Here is an 18,202-nt window from a genome sequence, read left to right as displayed (position 1 = left end):
CGAGCGTGCCGCAGCCGCGCCCGGCCACCGGGCGGCGCAGGCGTTTGCGCATCCGGTCGGACTGATGCGCCGCCGCGACCAGCGCCGCGGCCACCCCCGGCCAGTCGACCCGCGGCCGGGCCAGCAGCACCCGCACGCTCGCGTCCAGATCGTGCCAGCCCGGCCGGCGCATCACAGGGCGACGGTCAGGCGGCGCGCCGGGCCGGGGCCGTAGCGGTCCGAGAGCTGCGCCACGGATACCGTCACAGCCCCACTGGCCCCGTCCGCCGCCTGCGCGCCGGTGTCATAGGTCCAGTGCGGGCTGTCGCGCGTGACCTCGCGCAGCAGCGTGTCGCCCTCGTAAACCTGCACGCGATAGCGTTCGGCCGCCTCGCCCAGAGGCACCTCGGGCTGGTCCCAGCTGTCGCCCTCGATCCGGGTGCGCCGGACCCAGCTGACGGCAAGATCACTGCCCGCCTTGCGCGCGCGCAGGTGCGCCACCGGGTAGGGCCGCAGCCCGTTGCCGCGAAACGTCTCGGCGCGGTATTGATAGCTGGGGTCGGACATGGGCCGCGTTGCCGGGCCGTAGCGGTAGTGCCGCAGGGTGCCGCGCGCCGCCGGGGCCAGCGCGATCTGCTCGGGCACCCCGTCCATGAGCACGAAGATCGCGCCGGCCGGCCAGGTTTCGGGCATCAGCCCGTCGCTGCCGGCCTGCCCGCGCAGGCGCAGGCGCAGGTCGTAGGTGCGCGCGTCCACCAGCGTGGCCTCGGCGAACTGGAACAGCTCCCAATTGTCCGCACTGCCATCCCCGAGGGCCGCCAGGTTGCCGCCGCCCAGCACGCCGGCCGAGGACAGGCTTTCCAGCGTGCCGCGGATCAGCCGCACCCGCAGCGCCGCGCCCCGGTCCCAGGTGCCCGGCTGCGCCGCCGGCAGGGGCGTTTGCGTCACCCCGATCACCGCCGGGTGGTGCAGCACCCGCTCCAGCGCATACCCGGCGTCCTGGTCCGAGGCATGCAGCGCCACGCTGCCCGGCCAGGGCCGGCCGCTGACGGCGGCGTGGGGGGCGATCTCGTCCTCGTCGCCGCGCATCAGCGGCAGGTCCATCAGCATCAGCTCCACCGGGATCGGCGCGACATAGGGTTTGAGCACCGGGGCGCTGCCCGGCACCGGGTGGCGATCATAGACCGAGGGGTCCACGCGCACCGCCTCCAGCACCTGCCGGTCGGTCTGTTCCGACAGGTCCACCCGGTAGAGCCCGCCGCCCTGCCCCGCGGGCAGGCGCAGCACGTCGCCGGGGCCGAGGCCCGCGCGCGAGGGCGGCAGGGCAAAGCGCGCGGTGTCGCGCGCCAGCCGCGCTTCGGCCAGCCAGCGTTCAGCGATGCGCAGCCCCTCGCCGCGGGTCAGCGCCAGCGCCAGGTCCGACCGCGCGGTGGTGGGCGTGGCATCGCCGGGGTGAACGGCCTCGGTGGCGCGCACCTCGTAGTCGGCGTCGGCCTCCACATGCGACACCTGCACCCGGCCCACGACCTCGGGCGCCTGGGCGCGGGTCAGCTCGATCGCGCCCGGCTCCTCGGGCGAGACGGCGAAGCCGCCCTCAGCGACGCGCGCGTCGGCCCGCCCCGCGCGGTGGCGAAAGATCAGCCGGCCGTCGCGTTCGATCGCGTCAAACCCGTAGGCCAGCATCAGCGGCTGCAGCGCCGCCCGGCTGGTGTCTACGTCCGGCAGGCTGTAGCCGCGCACCACCCCGTAAAGCTGGCTGACATCGAAATGGGCAAGACCGGCGCGGGTGCATATCTCGGCCACCACCGAGGCCAGCGACTGCGCCATGACCCGTCCGTTGATCCAGTGGCCGAGCGTATAGTTGTCGGCATCCGACCACAGGTCGGCCCGGCCCGGAAAGGCCGGATAGGGCCGCGCATCCCAGGCCCAGACGTGGATGCGCGCGGTATCGACCATGGGCTGGCCGGTCACGCTGGACACAGGGTTGCCCGCTTCGCTACCGTAGTGATCCAGCAGCACCGACAGATACTGGCGCTGGATGAAATCGTCGCGTACCCCGGTCGAGGCCCGCGGCAGGCCGCTTTCCGAGGATTTGGGGTCGACGAACTTGTTGGGCTGGTTGGTGCCCTTGTCCACCGCCGGACAGCCCACTTCGGTGAACCAGATCGGCTTTCCCTCGGGCTGCCAGGCGGTGGGGGTGGCCTGCCGGACGCCACCGATGCGGTTGTAATGCGGGTTTTGCCACCAGCCGCGGATGTCCTTGGCCCGCCAGACCCAGGGCTCGCCCGCGCCGTCGGTGATGGGCGTGCGGATCTGGGCCGCCTCGGCCTCGGGCGAGTGGTAATACCAGTCGTAGTGTTCGCCCCCCTCAATGCCCGCGCGCAGGTAATCGGCGTTGTAGATGCTGCCCCAATGCGCATCGGCGTGGGCGTCGCCCTCGCGCCAGTCGCTCAGCGGCAGGTAGTTGTCGATGCCCACGAAATCGCACTGGGGATGCGCCCAGAGATCGTCGAGATGGAACAGCTTGTCCGCCGTGCCGGGCGGCTGGTAGCCGTGGTATTCGCTCCAGTCCGCGGCATAGCTGATCTTGCAGTCGGGGCCGAGGATCGCGCGCACCTCTTCCAGCAGCGTCACGAGGCCGGCGACGAAGGGAAAACCGCTCGCGCCGCGGATCTGCGTCAGGCCGCGCAGTTCCGAGCCCAGCAGGAAGGCATCGACGCCGCCTGCGGCGGCGCAGAGATGCGCGTAGTGCAGGATCATGCGGCGATAGGACCATTCGGCCGGGCCGGTATAGGTGACCGTGTCGCCCGCGACGCTGAAATCCCCCGGCTGCGCCTGGCCCAGGAAGGCCGCGACCTGCGCCTCGGCCTGCGCCGTCCCGTCCGGGCTGCCGGCCACACCGGCGGCCAGGCTGGCGGTGATGCGCCCACGCCAAGGCAGATGCGGCTGGCCCTCGGCCCCGGTCCAGGGGTCGGTCAGGGTGTTGCCCGCCAGTTGATCCATCAGGAGGAAGGGATAGAAGACCGGCGACAGCCCGCGGTCGCGCAGCCCGCCGATCGCCTCGATCACCGCCGCGTCGGCCGGCGTGCCGCCGTAAAGCTTGACACCGTCCTGCGCGGCGACCTCTTGCGCCTGGCCCCGCGACAGGCCCGAGACCTGCCAGGGCATCGCCGCGCTGTCGGCCTCTTTCTGGTCCACCTTGGGGCGCAGGGCGCAGGTGCCACAGCGCAGGTCATCCCCGAACCATGACACCACCAGCGCGGCCGAGCCGCAGTGGGGCAACTCCTCCTGCAAGGCATCCAGCGAGGTGGCGAAATCCGTCTTGCCCGAGGCGGCGTTGAGGTTCACCGCCGCCCGGTTGCCGAAGCCGTGGTCGAGATAGACCGGCGTGGTGGCCAGGGCGTATTCGCCGGTGCCCGGGATCACGGAAACCGCGCGGATCGCGCTGTCGATGCCCGCAACCGGCCCCCCGGCCTGGTCGGGGCGCATGACCTCGAAGGTAAACTGCGGCACTCTGTTGCCGAAGGCGCCGAGCGCGAGATCCTCCATCACCACATAGGCGGTGCCGCGATAGGCCGGGGCCCGCCCCGCGCCCTCGACCGCCTCGATCTTGGGGTCGGGCAGCTGGTCGGGCGTGCCCGGGTGCAGGCGCATGTTCAGCTCTTCGGGGGCGACCTCCTGCCCGTCGGCCCAGACCCGGCCGACGCGCGCCACCGCGCCCTCGCAAAGCGCGATGCCAAGGCTGATCGAATAGCTGTATTCCGTCGTCGCGGGCTGCGGCGCGCCGCCCTTGCCCCCGCCCGAGCGGGTGCGATGCTCGCGGAACTCGGTCGCCCAGATCACCTGGCCGGGGATGCGCATCCGGCCGTGCAACTGAGCGATGGCCGTGCCCTCGCCCGCACCGGTCAGGCGCAGCCGGTCGATCCGGCCCACCTCGACCGGCTCACTGCCCGCGCCCAGCAGGCGCTGGTCGATCACCCGGCCCAGCGTGGCGCCGACCGCGCGGCCGATCACAGCCGAACTCAGCCCCAGGACCGAGCCACCGACGGCCCCGCCAGCCGCCATGCCCGCGGCGGAAAGTACGATCGTGGCCATGGCTCACTCCTTCTCAGTCAGGTCGGGAAAGGCGAAGGCGGCGACCAGCCGCCGGCGCCAGGGGGCCGAGAGGTCGGACTCGATCACGCCGTGGCCCTGGTAGGCATGCACGAAGCGCGGGCGCGCGCCGTCGGCGACCAGCAGCCCGAGGTGCTTGGCCACCGCGCCCCGGCGCATGCGAAACAACAGAACGTCGCCGGGCCGCGCCGCTTGGGGCGGTTTGCGGGTCAGGCGGGCCGACAGGGCATCGGTCAGGACCTCCTGGCGCTGCGGCTCGGCCCAGTCCGGCGTGTAGGGCGGCACCGGCTCGGGGGGCGTGCCGCTGTGTTCGGCCCAGACGCCGCGGATCAGGCCCAGGCAATCGCAGCCCACCCCGCGCAGGCAGGCCTGGTGGTGATAGGGCGTGCCGATCCAGCCCCGCGCGATCGACGCCAGCGCGCTCATGTCGGAAGCCCCGGCCCGATGCCCTGCAGGCTGCCGCCGGCGTTGTCGGCGCCCCGGCGCGGGACGCGCATCAGCCAATCTTCACCCGGGATGTGAGGAAAGCCCTGAAAGTTGATGAAATTGTTGAATTTCAGGCGGCAGGTCTCGGCGCGCTTGTCGCAGCCCGCCACCAGCCGCACGCGGTCCCCCGGCCCGGGCGCAACCCCCAGCGGCGCCCAGAGGCCGACCGTGCGGGTGCCATCGACGGCGAGCCGGTCCTGCTTGACGTGCTGGCGCAGGCCCACCGCCGGGCCGGTCAGCACCTCCAGCGTGCCGCGGGTGAACCAACCGGGCTCGTAACCATCCAGCCCGGCGAAGGTGAACACCCGCGCCCCTTCCGCACCCGTGACTTCAGCATCGGTGATATAGGCCGGATCGGACAGGTCCACCCGGCAGCGCGCATCGCCCAGCACCGCGCCGCAGGGGGCCTGATACACACGACCCTGCGGCTGGTTGAGCGCCTCGGTCAGCCCCCGCAACTCGGCATGGAAGGCCCCACCGCTGCGGCGCACCTCGCCGATATGGCCGCGAAAGCGCAGGGCGCGCTGCGCCGGGTCGGCCCAGTTCACCTGCCAGAGCCGCAGCTCGGCCCCGTCATAGCGCCCGGCCGCGATGTCGGCCTCGGTTATGGCGGCGTCGCTCAGCGCGCCCATGGCCTCGGTGTTGTCCACCGCCAGCCCTGTCCCGGCCACCACCGCCCGCGCGGTCAGGCCCGATTGCGCCCTGAAGTCAATGCCTTCAAAGGCGAGGTTCAAGTCGTGATCGGTAAAGCCATGCGTCACGCCGTCGACGCGGGTGATGGCCCAGCAGCGGCACAGCGTCGTGAGGCCCGTGGCGAGGTGGTCGTCCAGCGCGGTCATACCCGCACCTCGACAACCGGCACGTCGGGCACCTCGCCGGCCTGGAAATTGGCCACGCTGGTACGGATCTGGTCGATGTCAAAGCGCACCGGCACGTCGAACTCGAAACCCGCCGTTACCTCGGCCTGCAGGTCGGGCGGATGGCCGAAGGTGATCAGGCCCGTGGTCATGTCGATCTCGTAATCCACGCCCTCCTGCAACGGGTCGCCACTGACCTGGACGTGCACGCGGCCGGCCACGGGCTTAGTGATCGGGCGCAGGTAGCTGTTTTCACCTGAACGGTAGGTCTTGACCAGTTGAAAATCCGTGCGAATTTCGTCGCCCATGCCCAGCAGTTGGTCGCCGCCGTCGATCTCCTGCGAGGGGGGCGCGGATTTGTAATCGCCCCAGTCCTTCCAGCGAAACCCGTAGAGCTGGCCCTGGCGGGCCTCGAAGAACTCCACCAGCGCGGCCACGTCATCGAGCGAGCGCAGCCCCATCCCCGCGTCATAGCGGCGGCGCGAATGCGCCCAGGGGGTGTTGCGTTCCTCGAAGCCGTTGGCCAGCGTGACCACCTCGGTGCGCCGTTCCGGCCCGCCGATCGAGCCGAAGCTCAGCGAGGCGGGGAACCTGATCTCGTGAAAATTCATGCCTGCCTCCTCAGCGGTTGCGTTGGCCGCGCGCCACGAGGCGCGACATCTGCGCCGCGATCTGGCCCTGGCTGCGCCGGAACCCGGCGACATCCGGCGTGGTGATGTTCATCGTGACATTGACCGCGCCGCCGCCCTGGCCGCGCACGCCCAGCTTGCCGTCGGGGCCACGGGTCAGCGGCATGATCGCCTCGGGGCCGGCTTCGCCCATCAGCCCGGTGCCGCCGCGCATGGGAAAGGCCGTGGCGCGGTCGACGACCCCGCCGCGGGCAAAGGGCAGCACCCGCCCATCCGACAGCGCGCCGCCCCGGGCGAAGGGCATCATGCCCGAGACCAGCGAATTGACACCGTCGGCCAGCATCCCGCCGAAATGGTCGGTCACCGGTTTCATCGCGTTGTTGTAAACGGTTTTCGACATGGCCTGGGCCACGGTCGAGAGCGCGTCGGACAGTTTCATCCCGTCAAAGACCAGCCCGTCGAAGGCCCGCCGCAGCCCGCCGGAAAAGCCGCGCTCGAGCTTGCCCAGGTCACGGGTCGTCTCGGTCAGGGCCGATTGCGTGGCCCGCAACTGCCCCTCGAAGGCGTCGGTCAGCGTCGTGACCGTGCCCAGTGTCCGTTCCAGCGCCCGCGCCTCGTCCTCGAGCGCCTCGAAACCGTCAATCTCGTCCATCTTTCGCTCCTTCATCCGGGAAGGCCCGGCTCAGTTCCTCAAGGCGCCGGCGCGCCATGGGCGCGGCGGCCGCGTCCACGCCCAGCATCAGCCACAACTCGGCCGGGGTGAGCGCCCAGAACTGCGCCGGGCGCAGCCCCAGGTGGCCCAATCCGGCCCGCATCAATGCCGCCCAGTCCATGGCCCCTACTCCGGCACGGCAAAGGCGCGGGCCAGAAGCTCGGCGGCAACCTGCGCGGCGCGCACCAGCCCGCCCTCAATCTCGGCGCTGACCAGGTCGCGCGGGCCGCCCTGCCAGCCGCCGCCACGCAGCCCGGCCACGATCAGCGCAAGCACGTCGCGGCTGGAATAGCGGCCCTCGTCGAAGCGGCGCACCAGGTCGGGCAAGCTCTCGCCGCCGAGGGAATGCTCCAGCTCGGCCAGGGCCCCGAGGGTCAGCTTGCAGACATGCGCCTGCCCGTCGATCACCAGCGCCACCTCGCCTGCCTGCGGGTTGACCATCACGGCAGCGCCGTGAAATCGACCGCGCCGGCCGAGGCCAGCGCCATCTCGTAGGTGGCCTCGCCGTCGTGGTTGCCGGCGTATTCGATAGAGGCGACCTGGAACCGGCCCTGCACGGTGCCGAAATCGGGGATGATGACCTGAAACTCGGGCGTTTCGCCGTCAAAGAAGATCTGGCGCACCCGTTCGTCGGTGGCCGCGTCGCGGAACACGCCCGAGCCGCTGATCTCGGCGGTCTTGACGCCCGCTCCGCCCAGCAGCTCGCGCCAGCCGCCGGTGCTTTCCATGCTGGTCACGTCCACGCTCTCGGAATTGAAGGCGATCCGCGTGGCGCGCAGGCCGGCGGCGGTCTGGAACTGGCCGTCGCCGGTCATGTCGATCTTGATGAGAAGGTCCTTGCCGTTCTGGGCTGCCATGTGTCTTGCTCCGATGGGTTGAGGGTCAGGTGTCATCCACGCGGGCGCGGAAGGTCAGGTCGATGCGGCGCTGGTCGCCGGGGCGCAGGCGCCGCGCCCGGGCCCGGGAAAAGCCCAGCGCCACCAGCCGGCCGCGGCTCAGCGCCAGCGGCGCGTCGATCAGCGCGTCCGAGACGGCGCCGGCCAGCGCCTTGGCCTCGGCAAAGCCGGCGGAATTGGTGATGACCGAGATGGTGAAGTCATGGGTGGCCCCCTCGGCACCCTGGTCCGAGGCATCGCGCACGCGTTCCGGCCCCAGCGTGACGTAAAGCGCGGGTTCCGGCCCGGCGGGCGGCGCGTCGAAGATCTCGCCCCCCGACAGCGCGGCGACCGCAGAGTTGCCCGCCAGCGCCTGGTAGACGGCCGCCTGCAAGGCGGCAGAGACGGCATAGCTCATGCGATCACCTCTTCCTCGGTATCGGCGACAAGGTAGCGGCCGTCGGCATCCGCCTCGGCCACGGCCAGGATGCGAAAGAGGCGCGTGCCCTCGCGAAACCGCTGGCCGGCAACGGGCCGCGCGGACGAGCCCGGCGGGGCGGCACGCAGGGTGACGCGGTAGCGCGCCAGCGACACGGCCATGGCCGCGCCGGAGGTCTCGCGGCCCGTGCGCGCCTCGAGATGCGCCCAGAGCGTGCCCAGCGCCGCCCAGCTTTCGGTAAAGCCGCCGGCGCCGTCGGACACCCGCTGCGGGGTCTCCAGCACCAGGTGCCGGGTCAGACGCGGGGCCATCACACCACCCCCCGGCCCAGACGCAGGGCGCGGTAGCGTTCGATCAGGGCGCTGACCCCGAAGGGCATGCAGCCCCCGTCGTACTGGGTTTCGAGCCGGTATTCGTAGTAGTGTGCCGCCAGCAGCATCACCGCCTGTTGCAGGTCGCTGGGCAGGTCCGACCAGTCCGGCCCGAAGCCGGCCAGGAACCGTAGCCGCACCGACCCGGCACGCGGGATGGCCGGCAGCGCGCTGCCCGTGGCCAGCAGCGCCGGGCGCTGCATGTCGGGGCGCAGGCTCCAGGCTGCCGCGTCCACCGCGTTTTCCTGGCCGGTGCGATCCAGCAGCACCACCTCGGCCACGGCGCTGACCGGGGCGATCGGCAGCGGCTGGCGCACCGGGTCGGCCCAGGCCGACAGGGTCAGGGCGAAATCCCGCTCGATCAGCACCTTGGAGGTGCGCCCCTCGATGGCGGCCATGGCCGAGCGCAGGAACCCCTCGAGCAGCCCGTCCTGCAAGCCGTCATCGGAAAAGCCCGATCCGAGGCGCAGGTGCTCCTTGAACAAACCCAGCGGCAGGGCGCTTTGCGGCACCGTGGTCTCTTCGATCAACATCATCAGTTTTCTCCGAAAACGGCTTGTCGTGTCGTGGCTATGGTGCCCGGGCGCAGGCCCCCCGCATCGCTCGGACGGAAGGAAGCAGCTGGACAACACGGGCGGGCCCCGCGGTCTGCGTGCGCCCGGGCCGGAGGGCGGCGTCAGCGCCGCCCCCCGTCCGGTGACGGCCTCAGGACAGGCCGAATTTCAGCAGCTTGATCGCGGCATAGTCGCTGACCGCCCCGCCCACGCGCTTGGTGGCGTAGAACAGCACATGCGGCTTGGCGCTGAAGGGATCGCGCAGCACCCGCAGGTCGGGGCGTTCGGCCACGGTGTAGCCGGCCGAGAAGTCGCCGAAGGCCATGGCCATCGACCCCGAGGCGATATCGGGCATGTCCTCGGCCACCAGCACCGGATAGCCCAGCAGCCGCGCGGGTTCCCCGGCCGTCAGCCCGTCCGACCACAGGAAACGGCCATCGGCATCCTTGATCTTGCGCACCGCCCCGGCGGTCTTGGAATTCATCACGAAGGTGCCGCTGGCGCGATACTCGGCGCCCAGCGCATAGACCAGGTCGATGATCGCATCGGCCGGGTTGGCCGCGTCGAAGCCGCCGTCGGCCCCGGTCGCGACATAGCCCAGGCTGCCCCAGGACCAGCCGCCGTTGGCCACCACCGGCGCGGTCAGAAAGCCCTGCGGCTTGTCCACCCCGTCGCCGTCGACGAAGGCGGCCGCCTCGGAGCGGGCGAACTTGTCGGCGATGCGCGTGGCCAGCCAGGCCTCGATGTCGAAGGCGCTGTCGTCGAGCAGGCGCTGGCTGGCCTTGGGCAGGGCCGAGAGCTCGTGCAGGGGGATGCTGATCCGGTCGATCTGGGGCGTGCCGCTCTCGCTCGCCGGGTCGGTCTCGGTGGCCCAGCCCGCGCCCATCTCGGCGTGGTCGACCAGCACGTCGTAGGAGGTCGCCTCGACCTGCACGACATTGGCCACGGCCCGGATCGAGGCGGTCGCCGACAACGTCGAGCGGATCATGTTCGAGGTCTGCGGATCGACGAGGTAGCCGCCATCGGCGGCCACGGCGCTGGACATGGCCTTGCCTTCCATGTCGAGGCCGCGCAGCCCGTCGTCATCGCCCGAACGCAGGTAGGCGGCAAAGGCCTTCTGGTGGGGGGCCTCTTCCGAGGCGGCGGTGGCCAGGGCCGGGCGGGCCCCGGCGATGGCAGATTTGCGGTCAAGCTTGCTCATGCGTTTGTCCTGTTCCTGAAGCTTCTGGTGAATGTCGTCTGAAAAGGCCCGGAAATCGGACATGAACCCGGCCATGGCCGTTTTCAGCTCGCCGGCCGGGGACGTGTCGTCGCCGGTCCGGGCCTTCGTCTCGGGGGTGCTCATCTGTGCGGTTCCTTCAGACAAGTGGGTGAAACGCCGGGCCTATTTCGGGACCAGCAGGCGGCGGGCCTCGCAAAAGACCTGCGCCAGTTCACGCATGACCCGGGCCTCGGGATCGTCCCCCTTGGCCCCGACCCGCGCATCGGGAAGCATCGGGAAGGTCACGAGCGACACCTCCCACAGCTCCAGCTCGGACAAGAGCCGGCCGCCCTTGTCGTTTTTCGTCGCCCGCAGCGTGCGATAGCCGATCGACAGCCCGTCGATCGCGCCCGCCTCGATCAGCGCGGCGGCCTCGCGGCCGCGGTCCACGTCGCGCAGGATGCGCCCCTTGACCCAGAGACCCCGGTCATCCTCGTGCACCGCGTCCCAGACGCCGATGGGCTGGGACGGGTCATGCTGCCAGAGCATCTTGACGCGCCCGCCGCGGTCCTTCAGCCGGTCCAGCGAGCGGGTGTAGGCGCCGCGCTCGACCACGTCGCCGCCCTTGTCCGCCGCCCCGAAGAGCGAGGCATAGCCCGCCACCTCGGCGCCATCGACCACCAGTTCGGTGCCGAAACCCATGTACTTGTGTTCCAGGTTCATGCCTCTCTCCTCTCACGGGGCCGTGGCCATCAGCGACTGCGCCGCCTGCGCCAGGATCACCCCCACCACGCCGAAGACGGTCAGCCACAGGCGGCGTTCGAGCCGCTGCATCATGTCCTCGATCTTGCTCAGCTGCGTGTGCAGCTGGCTGAATTGCAGCGCCGTCAGCCGCTCCTGCGCCTCGATCCGCATCGCCGGGGCACAGTCGAAGGCCTCGCGCGGGAAGGGCCGCTCATCCATCGCCCACCTCCTGCGGCGGCAGGCCCAGCAGGCGGCGCTTTTCCGCATCCGTCAGGAAATCGGCGCCGCCGATGCGCGCCCATTGCGCCTCGCGCTCGCTGGCCAGCGCCGGCACCTGGTCCAGGTCGGGGCGCAGCGTCACGGCCTCGCCGGTGAAATCATTCAGCCAGTCGGACAGCGCCCCGGTCACCCGGGTCGCCAGCGGCAGCACCGTCAGCCGGTAGAAGGCGCGGTTGGCCTCCTGGTAGTTGGCGTAGGTCGCATCCCCGGGAATGCCCAGCAGCATCGGCGGCACGCCGAAGGCGATGGCGATCTCGCGCGCCGCGGCCTCCTTGGTTTCCTGGAATTCCATGTCGCTGGGCGAGAAGCCCATGGGCTTCCAGTCCAGCCCGCCCTCCAGCAGCATCGGCCTGCCGGCATTGCGCGCGCCCTGGTGCTGGGTTTCCATCTCCAGCAGCAGCCGGTCGTACTGGTCGGGGCTCAGTTGGCCCTGCCCGTCGGCCCCGGCATAGACGATCGCCCCCGAGGGCCGCGCGGCATTGTCCAGCAGCGCCTTGGACCAGCGACTGGCGGCGTTGTGCACGTCCACCGCGTTGGCCGCGGCCTGCATCGGCGACAAGCCGTAGTGGTCATCCTGGGGGTGAAAACTCTTGATGTGGCAGACCGGGCCGGGGCCGTCGCCGACCTGGAACCGGTGCGTGCGCCCGCCCACGGTATAGTCATAGGCCACCGGCCAGCCATCGGTGCCGGGCACCAGCGCCATCCGGTCCGAGCGCAGCACATGCAGTTCGGCCGGCGTGCCCTCGGGGCCGGGCACCGCCTCGAGGTAGCCGTTGCCGGTCAGCAGCAGCTGCCCGATCAGCGCCTCGATCAGTTCCGCCCGGCCCTGCGCCCCGTTGGGGCGCTGCACCAGGTCGAGCACGGGGTGGCTGTCATAGCGGCGCGCGTGATCCTGCAGCACCAGCGGCAGCGCGGCCACCGCCTCGGCGATCATCCTGACCGTGCGAAAGCCGATGGGATTGGCGGCAAAGCCGGTCTTGGTCAGGGTGACGCTGTCGCGGGCGCTCCAGGTCACGCGGCCGGCGCTGCCCCAGGCCGCCACGCGCCCCGCGGCCGAGGCCTTGGCCTCGGGAGCCGCCGGGTCGGGCGCCGGCTCGGGCCCGGTTTCGCCACGCTTGAGAAAGTCGAACATCCAAATCTCCTCGATCCGCCCGATCCGTCGTCTTGCGATCCAACAGGGCACACCCTGCGCCAAGGCCCTGAACGGGCCGGAAACGCCCCGTGCGCCGGGCGCGCAACGATGCCAATACCCTGACATCAAACGAAAAACGCCGCCCCGAGGGGCGGCGCTTCCGTGTCGATGGCGCAGGCGGTCACAACGTGCGCATCCGCGGGCTGCGGTGGGCGCGGGCCGGCGCCAGCACAAGGTCGGTGATCGCCCAGACCAGCGCGTCGACCCGGTCGGGCGAGCCCGTTCCCGCATACCCCTGCGCCGTCATCTGGCACATCTGGTCCTCCAGCTCGCCCAGCCCGCGCAGATGCGCCACGCGCCCCTGTTCGTAGAGCGCGGCCACGGGCTCGGCCCGCGCCGCCTTGGACCGGCCGGCATGAACCGCCTTGTAGGGCACCGTGTCATCGAGCGAGCGCACGATGCTTTCCACCATGGCCCCGCCCTGGTTGACCTCGGCCACCAAACGCTCAGCCCCGTGCCGGGCCATGGCGCGCAGGGCGGCCGCGGCCCAGCCCATGGGCGAACATCCCTGCACGCTGGCATCCTCCAGAACCACGACGCGCCAGTCCCGCGGCGGCCCCTGGGTGCAGGCCCCGGCGACAATGATGCCGCAGGTGTCGGCCTGCGCCCCCTGCCCCGCCGGCGGGTCCACGGCGACCACGATGCGGTCCAGGTCGGGCGCCGCGTCCACCCGCGCGGCCTCCAGCCCGGCGGTGGACCACAGCGCGCCATCCACGTCCGACAACAGCACCCCGTCCAGTTCCTGCCGCCCCAGCCGGGTGCCGGCGTATTCGGCCATGATCTCCTCAAGGAAGGTATCGGCCAGATAGGCGCGGTTGGCCTCGGTCGGGGCGTGGGTCTGCACCGTCGAGGGCCGCGCCAGCAGGTCGGTCAGCGCGCTGACCCGGCGCGGCGTGGTGGTCACGCAGGCGCGCGGGCGCCGGCCCAGCCGCAGCCCGAACTGCAGCATCGGCCAGACCGCCGCGGCCTTGGGCCATTTGGCCAGCTCGTCGGCCCAGGCCGCGTCGAACTGCGGGCCGCGCAGGCTCTCGGGGTCGTGGGCGGAAAACACCCGCGCCGTCGCCCCGTTGGGCCAGACCAGCATCTGCCGCCCGGCGATCCACCGCGGCCGGCGATCCCGTGGCGTGCAGGCCAGGATGCCGCTTTCGCCGAAGACCATGACCTCGCGCGCCTGGTCCATGGTCTCGCCCACCAGCGCGATGCGCCGCGCCGGGCCGGGGTCGCGCGGACGCGACCCCTCTGCCATGGACCGGACCCATTCGGCCCCGGCGCGGGTCTTGCCCGCGCCACGCCCGCCCAGGATTACCCAGGTCCGCCAGTCGCCCGCCGGGGGCACCTGGTGCCCCAGCGCCCAGAAGTCGAAAAGATACGGCAGCGCGCGCAGCTCAGTCGCCTTCATCTGCCGCAGGAAGGCCTTTCTCTCGGCAACAGCGGCGGATGCGAGCAAGTCGGCACCCGATCTCAAATCGGGCGCGCTCGATGTCGATCTCGTCGCTCTCGATCCCGGTTCCGAACCTTTCATTGAACTCCGCCTCCAGTTTCTGGGCCTGTGCGATGGCCGTTTCCAGTTGTTTCTGCTTGACCGCCAGGTCCCGAACCTCGTCCAGCCGGCCCGCCTGCAGGTCGGCCAGGATACGGGCGAGGGTCGCGTTGATGCTTCGATTGAGCTGCCTAGCCTCCTTGATACGTTCAGCAGCGATTTCCTGATCGGCGGGTTTGCCGCCGCGTTGGTTGCTCATAAGGGTCCACCCCACTGGTTGCTCCGCCCAGCGAGCGCGATGAAAACGGCCCCCGGGAGTTTTCCCCCGGGGGCCGTCACAGCTTGTCCAGCATATGGAAAATCTACGTCGGACCGCGCGTTCGGTCAAAACTTGCACGCGCCTGAACGGGCGTTGCGTTCATTGGGCCTGCTCGGCCTCAAGCGCGCGGTAGGCCGAAACATTGCGGTTGTGTTCTTCCAGCGTGGTCGCGAAGTTGTGCCCGTCGCGCGGGTCCAGCGTCTTGGCCACGAAGTAGATGTAATCGGTCTCGGCGGGAGTCATCACCGCCTCGATGCTGCGCCGCCCCGGGTTGGCGATGGGCGTGGGCGGCAGCCCCGCGTTGACATAGGTGTTGTAGTCGGTCTCGGCGCGCAGCTCGCTCTGGCGCAGGCCCCGGCCCAGAGGCCCGCGCCCCTCGGTGATGCCGTAGATCACCGTCGGGTCGGTCTGCAGCCGCATGCCCCGCTCCAGCCGGTTCTCGAAGACGCTGGCCACCTGACGCACCTCGTCGTAGCCGCCGGTCTCTTTCTCGACGATCGAGGCCAGGATCAGGGCCTCCTGCGGGGTCTCGATCGGCAACCCCTCGTCGCGCTCCGCCCAGGCCTCGGCGAGGATCCGCTCCTGCGCGGCCTGCATTCGCGTGATAAGCTCCGCCGCCTCATCGCCGGGCGAAATCTGGTAGCTGTCGGGTGCCAGGCTGCCCTCGTCAGGCACCTGCGCGATCTCGCCCGCCAGCACGTCCAGGTCGTTGAGCGCGGTTATCACTTGCCAGCTCGTCACGCCCTCGGACACCACCACGCGGTACTGGGTATCCGCCGCCGCGCGCTGCTGCCGGTAGGCCTGGGGCGGCGCCCCGGTAGCGGGATCGAACTGCGCAAGCTGCTCGTATTGCCGCGTCTCGGGATCGAGCGCGCGCACCTCGGCCAGCACCCGCGTGACCCCGATGCGATAGACGATCTCGGTGCCGCAGGTGCTCTGGCCGCTGGCGGTCACGATCTCGGTTATCTCTTCCATCGAGGCCCCGGCAGGCACCAGGAAGGACCCCGCCTTGAGCTGCGACGCCTTGTCGGCGTAATCGGCACCGATGCGGAATATCGCCGGCAAGCTGATGGCGCCGCGCGCGGCCAGATCCTCGCTGACCCCGCGCATGGTCGCACCACGCTCGACCTGCAGGCAGATCGCCGCCTCCAGCGGGCCGCGGGCGGTGTACTCACGGTTACCCCAGGCGACCACGCCGGCCAGCAGGAACAGCAGCACGATCAGGAAGGTCAGCGCGTTGCTGGCGATGTGTCGCCACATCTAGCCGGCCTTTCCGAACAGCACGCTCGCGTTGGTGCCCCCGAAACCGAAGGAATTGGACAGCGCCACGTCGATCTTGCGCTTGACCTTGGCGTTCGCGGCCAGGTCCAGCGGCGTCTCGGTCGCCGGGTCGTCGAGGTTGATCGTCGGGGGCGCGACCTGGTCGCGAATGGCGAGAATCGAGAAGATCGCCTCGATCGCGCCGGCCGCCCCCAGCAGGTGCCCCGTCATCGACTTGGTCGAGGACATGGTGACATTGCCCGCGTGATCGCCCAGCAGGCGTTCGACCGCGCCAAGTTCGATCACGTCGGCCATGGTGCTTGTGCCATGGGCGTTAATGTAATCGACGGCATCGGGCGCCAGCGCGGCATCCGCCAGCGCGGCCTGCATCGACCGCTCGCCGCCCTCGCCATCCTCGGACGGGGCGGTAATGTGGTAGGCGTCGCCGGTCAGGCCGTAGCCCAGAACCTCGGCATAGATTTTCGCACCGCGCGCCCTGGCGTGCTCGTAGTCTTCCAGCACGACCATGCCCGCGCCCTCGCCCATGACGAAGCCGTCGCGGTCGGTGTCATAGGGGCGGCTCGCCGCCTGCGGGTCGTCGCCCCGCTTGGTGGAGAGCGCCTTGCAGGCGTTGAACCCGGCGATGCCGATCTCGCAGATCGCCGCCTCGGCCCCGCCGGCGATCATCACGTCCGCCCGGCCCGCCTTGATCAGCTGCGCCGCGTCGCCGATGGCATGGGCGCCGGTGGAACAGGCGGTGACGACTGCATGGTTGGGCCCCTTGAAGCCGTACTTGATGGCGATCTGGCCCGAGATCAGGTTGATCAGCGCCCCCGGCACGAAGAAGGGCGAGACCCGGCGCGGCCCCTTTTCCTTCATCATGACGGCCGTGTTCGCGATGGAATTCAGCCCGCCGATCCCCGAGCCTGTCAGAACGCCCGTGCGCAGAAGCGCCTCCTCGGTATCGGGGGTCCAGCCTGCGTCGCGAACGGCCTGGTCGGCGGCCGCCATGGCGAAGAGGATGAAGGTATCGACCTTTCGGGCCTCCTTGGGCTCCATGTACTGATCGGGGTTGAAGGTGCCGTTCCCGCCGTCACCGAAGGGCACCTCGCAGGCATAGGACGTGGCAAAGCCCTCGGGGTCGAAACGGGTGATCCGCCCCGCGCCGCTCTGGCCCGCCAGCAGGCGTGCCCAGCTGTCTTCCACCCCGTCGGCCAGGGGCGTGACCAGCCCCAATCCGGTTACCGCGACTCGACGCATGCTCGGCCCCTCGACTTGCTGTTTCGCCGCTACCTGATAGCCCGGCCCGGGGGCGCGGGGCAAGGCCCACCGGCGCCATTGGCGTCGACGCGCCCCACCGGTCCGACGCCCTGTTTCCATGCCGCGGCCTCAGCCGGAAGACCACGAAAAAGGGCGGCACCGCGCGGCCCGCCCCCGTTCTTTCTGGCCCGGATCCCCCTCGCGGGGCGGCCCTGTCAGCCAGCGTCGTTGATGAACTTCACCGCATCGCCGAAGGTCTGGATGGTCTCGGCGGCATCGTCGGGGATCTCGATGCCGAACTCCTCCTCGAAGGCCATGACCAGTTCGACGGTGTCCAGCGAGTCGGCCCCCAGATCGTCGATGAAGGATGCGCCCTCGACGACCTTGCCCTCTTCAACACCCAGGTGTTCCACAACGATCTTGCGGACGCGATCTGCGACATCGCTCATGATAGTTCCTCACTTCGCTTCGGGGCCTTGCGCCCCCTGTTTGGGTTGCCCTCGCCGGGGTTGATACGGCCGGGCGGCTCTTGCGGCCCTGCTCGAGGACCCGGACGGGCGGGCAAGACACCCAGCCGCGAAATCTGAGCGGCCTATACCAGAGATTCCCGGCAACGCAAACGCTTTCAGACCCGCCATGGCCGCTCACGACATGGCCATGCCGCCGTTCACGTGCAACGTCGTTCCCGTTACGTAACCCGCCTCTTCGCTGGCCAGGTAAAGAACGGCCGCGGCGATCTCTTCGGGGGTGCCCATGCGCGCCGCCGGGATCTGGCTGTTGATCGCCGCCTTCCGGTCGTCGTCCAGCTTGTCGGTCATGGCCGTGGCGATGAAGCCGGGGGCGACGCAGTTCACGGTGATACCCCGTGTGGCGACCTCCTGCGCCAGCGACTTGGACAGACCCACCATGCCGGCCTTGGCCGCGGCATAGTTCGCCTGGCCCGCATTGCCGGTGGCGCCCACCACCGAAGTGATGTTGACGATGCGGCCCCAGCGGGCCTTCATCATCGGTCGGATGGCGGTCTTCGACAGCCGCATGGTCGAGGTCAAGTTGACCTCCAGAACGCTGTCCCAGTCATCGTCGCCCATCCGCATGAACAGGTTGTCGCGGGTGATACCGGCGTTGTTGACCAGAATATCGACACCGCCCATGGCCGCCGTGGCCGTCTTGATCAGCCCATCCACCTCGGCGCGGTCGGACAGGTTGCAGGGCAAAACGTGCGCGCGGTCGCCCAGGTCGGCGGCCAGGTCCTGCAAGGGTGCCTCGCGGGTGCCCGACAGGCCCACCGTGGCCCCGGCCGCATGCAGGGCCCTGGCGATTGCGCCGCCGATCCCTCCCGATGCGCCGGTCACCAGCGCGGTCTTTCCCGTCAGATCGAACATATCGTCTTTCCTCTCCTGGCCCCGTCGCGGGGGCAACAAAATTCCAGAATTATTTCGCGCCGCCCGACCG

At 70.4% G+C, this 18,202-nt stretch carries 22 protein-coding genes; all 22 read right to left on the bottom strand.

The genetic code is table 11. From position 1 onward, the window contains the following. Positions 1 to 172 (bottom strand): DUF7742 family protein (locus tag BU124_RS15210; protein WP_179141903.1); only part of this gene is annotated, 172 nt, incomplete at its 3' end. Further along, positions 172 to 4,074, bottom strand: a complete 3,903-nt coding sequence (locus BU124_RS10835; RefSeq protein ID WP_084863598.1) for a baseplate multidomain protein megatron — start codon at positions 4,072 to 4,074, stop codon at positions 172 to 174. The genes BU124_RS15210 and BU124_RS10835, both read right to left, overlap by 1 nt. Positions 4,075 to 4,077: 3 nt before the next feature. Continuing rightward, the gene (locus BU124_RS10830) at positions 4,078 to 4,518 is read right to left on the bottom strand and encodes an NlpC/P60 family protein (RefSeq protein WP_084863597.1); all 441 of its coding nucleotides are present in this window, start codon (positions 4,516 to 4,518) and stop codon (positions 4,078 to 4,080) included. After that, positions 4,515 to 5,417, bottom strand: coding sequence for a DUF2163 domain-containing protein (locus BU124_RS10825; RefSeq protein WP_084863596.1), 903 nt, complete (start codon positions 5,415 to 5,417; stop codon positions 4,515 to 4,517). Before BU124_RS10825 ends, BU124_RS10830 begins: the two co-directional genes overlap by 4 nt. Continuing rightward, positions 5,414 to 6,046, bottom strand: coding sequence for a DUF2460 domain-containing protein (locus BU124_RS10820; RefSeq protein ID WP_084863595.1), 633 nt, complete (start codon positions 6,044 to 6,046; stop codon positions 5,414 to 5,416). The genes BU124_RS10825 and BU124_RS10820 overlap by 4 nt, the downstream gene beginning before the upstream one ends. A 10-nt stretch (positions 6,047 to 6,056) precedes the next feature. After that, complete coding sequence (locus BU124_RS10815) at positions 6,057 to 6,716, bottom strand: phage tail tape measure protein (protein ID WP_084863594.1); 660 nt, start codon at positions 6,714 to 6,716, stop codon at positions 6,057 to 6,059. Next, entirely contained in the window at positions 6,703 to 6,897 is a 195-nt protein-coding gene (locus tag BU124_RS10810) for a rcc01693 family protein (RefSeq protein ID WP_084863593.1), read from the bottom strand. The genes BU124_RS10815 and BU124_RS10810 overlap by 14 nt, the downstream gene beginning before the upstream one ends. A gap of 5 nt (positions 6,898 to 6,902) precedes the next feature. After that, complete coding sequence (locus tag BU124_RS10805) at positions 6,903 to 7,217, bottom strand: gene transfer agent family protein (RefSeq protein WP_084863592.1); 315 nt, start codon at positions 7,215 to 7,217, stop codon at positions 6,903 to 6,905. Beyond that, a complete protein-coding gene (locus BU124_RS10800; RefSeq protein WP_084863591.1) occupies positions 7,217 to 7,633 on the bottom strand; it encodes a phage major tail protein, TP901-1 family in 417 nt (138 codons plus the stop codon). The genes BU124_RS10805 and BU124_RS10800 overlap by 1 nt, the downstream gene beginning before the upstream one ends. Before the next feature lie 25 nt (positions 7,634 to 7,658). Beyond that, positions 7,659 to 8,069 (bottom strand): DUF3168 domain-containing protein, encoded by a 411-nt coding sequence (locus BU124_RS10795; RefSeq protein WP_084863590.1) that lies wholly within the window; start codon positions 8,067 to 8,069, stop codon positions 7,659 to 7,661. After that, positions 8,066 to 8,401, bottom strand: a complete 336-nt coding sequence (locus BU124_RS10790; protein ID WP_084863589.1) for a head-tail adaptor protein — start codon at positions 8,399 to 8,401, stop codon at positions 8,066 to 8,068. Before BU124_RS10790 ends, BU124_RS10795 begins: the two co-directional genes overlap by 4 nt. Then, on the bottom strand, positions 8,401 to 8,997 hold the full coding sequence (locus BU124_RS10785; protein ID WP_084863588.1) for a head-tail connector protein: 597 nt from the start codon (positions 8,995 to 8,997) through the stop codon (positions 8,401 to 8,403). The genes BU124_RS10790 and BU124_RS10785 overlap by 1 nt, the downstream gene beginning before the upstream one ends. 169 nt (positions 8,998 to 9,166) lie before the next feature. Next, entirely contained in the window at positions 9,167 to 10,360 is a 1,194-nt protein-coding gene (locus tag BU124_RS10780; protein ID WP_084863587.1) for a phage major capsid protein, read from the bottom strand. A 39-nt stretch (positions 10,361 to 10,399) separates the two neighbouring features. Beyond that, the gene (locus BU124_RS10775; protein WP_084863586.1) at positions 10,400 to 10,939 is read right to left on the bottom strand and encodes an HK97 family phage prohead protease; all 540 of its coding nucleotides are present in this window, start codon (positions 10,937 to 10,939) and stop codon (positions 10,400 to 10,402) included. Positions 10,940 to 10,951: 12 nt separating this feature from the next. Continuing rightward, positions 10,952 to 11,179 (bottom strand): GTA head formation protein, RCAP_rcc01685 family, encoded by a 228-nt coding sequence (locus BU124_RS10770; RefSeq protein ID WP_084863585.1) that lies wholly within the window; start codon positions 11,177 to 11,179, stop codon positions 10,952 to 10,954. Then, complete coding sequence (locus BU124_RS10765; RefSeq protein WP_084863584.1) at positions 11,172 to 12,371, bottom strand: phage portal protein; 1,200 nt, start codon at positions 12,369 to 12,371, stop codon at positions 11,172 to 11,174. The genes BU124_RS10770 and BU124_RS10765 overlap by 8 nt, the downstream gene beginning before the upstream one ends. Positions 12,372 to 12,552: 181 nt before the next feature. Beyond that, the gene (locus tag BU124_RS10760) at positions 12,553 to 13,830 is read right to left on the bottom strand and encodes a DNA-packaging protein (protein WP_245831673.1); all 1,278 of its coding nucleotides are present in this window, start codon (positions 13,828 to 13,830) and stop codon (positions 12,553 to 12,555) included. Continuing rightward, positions 13,817 to 14,170: a hypothetical protein gene (locus BU124_RS15035; RefSeq protein WP_245831672.1), complete on the bottom strand. Its 354-nt coding sequence runs from the start codon at positions 14,168 to 14,170 to the stop codon at positions 13,817 to 13,819. Before BU124_RS15035 ends, BU124_RS10760 begins: the two co-directional genes overlap by 14 nt. A gap of 159 nt (positions 14,171 to 14,329) precedes the next feature. Continuing rightward, positions 14,330 to 15,490 (bottom strand): endolytic transglycosylase MltG, encoded by a 1,161-nt coding sequence (gene mltG, locus BU124_RS10755; protein WP_084863582.1) that lies wholly within the window; start codon positions 15,488 to 15,490, stop codon positions 14,330 to 14,332. Further along, positions 15,491 to 16,750 carry a beta-ketoacyl-ACP synthase II gene (gene fabF / locus BU124_RS10750; protein ID WP_084863581.1) on the bottom strand — a complete coding sequence of 420 codons (1,260 nt, stop codon included), beginning with the start codon at positions 16,748 to 16,750 and terminating at the stop codon, positions 15,491 to 15,493. 215 nt (positions 16,751 to 16,965) lie between these two features. After that, on the bottom strand, positions 16,966 to 17,199 hold the full coding sequence (locus tag BU124_RS10745) for an acyl carrier protein (protein WP_084863580.1): 234 nt from the start codon (positions 17,197 to 17,199) through the stop codon (positions 16,966 to 16,968). Positions 17,200 to 17,394: 195 nt separating this feature from the next. Continuing rightward, positions 17,395 to 18,132 carry a 3-oxoacyl-[acyl-carrier-protein] reductase gene (fabG, locus tag BU124_RS10740; protein ID WP_084863579.1) on the bottom strand — a complete coding sequence of 246 codons (738 nt, stop codon included), beginning with the start codon at positions 18,130 to 18,132 and terminating at the stop codon, positions 17,395 to 17,397. Positions 18,133 to 18,202 lie beyond the last annotated feature (70 nt).

The sequence above is a fragment of the Salibaculum halophilum genome (assembly GCF_002094885.1).
Taxonomy (GTDB): domain Bacteria; phylum Pseudomonadota; class Alphaproteobacteria; order Rhodobacterales; family Rhodobacteraceae; genus Salibaculum; species Salibaculum halophilum.
Note: the sequence above shows the minus strand (reverse complement) of the source record. Positions and strands in the feature narration are given on the sequence as shown.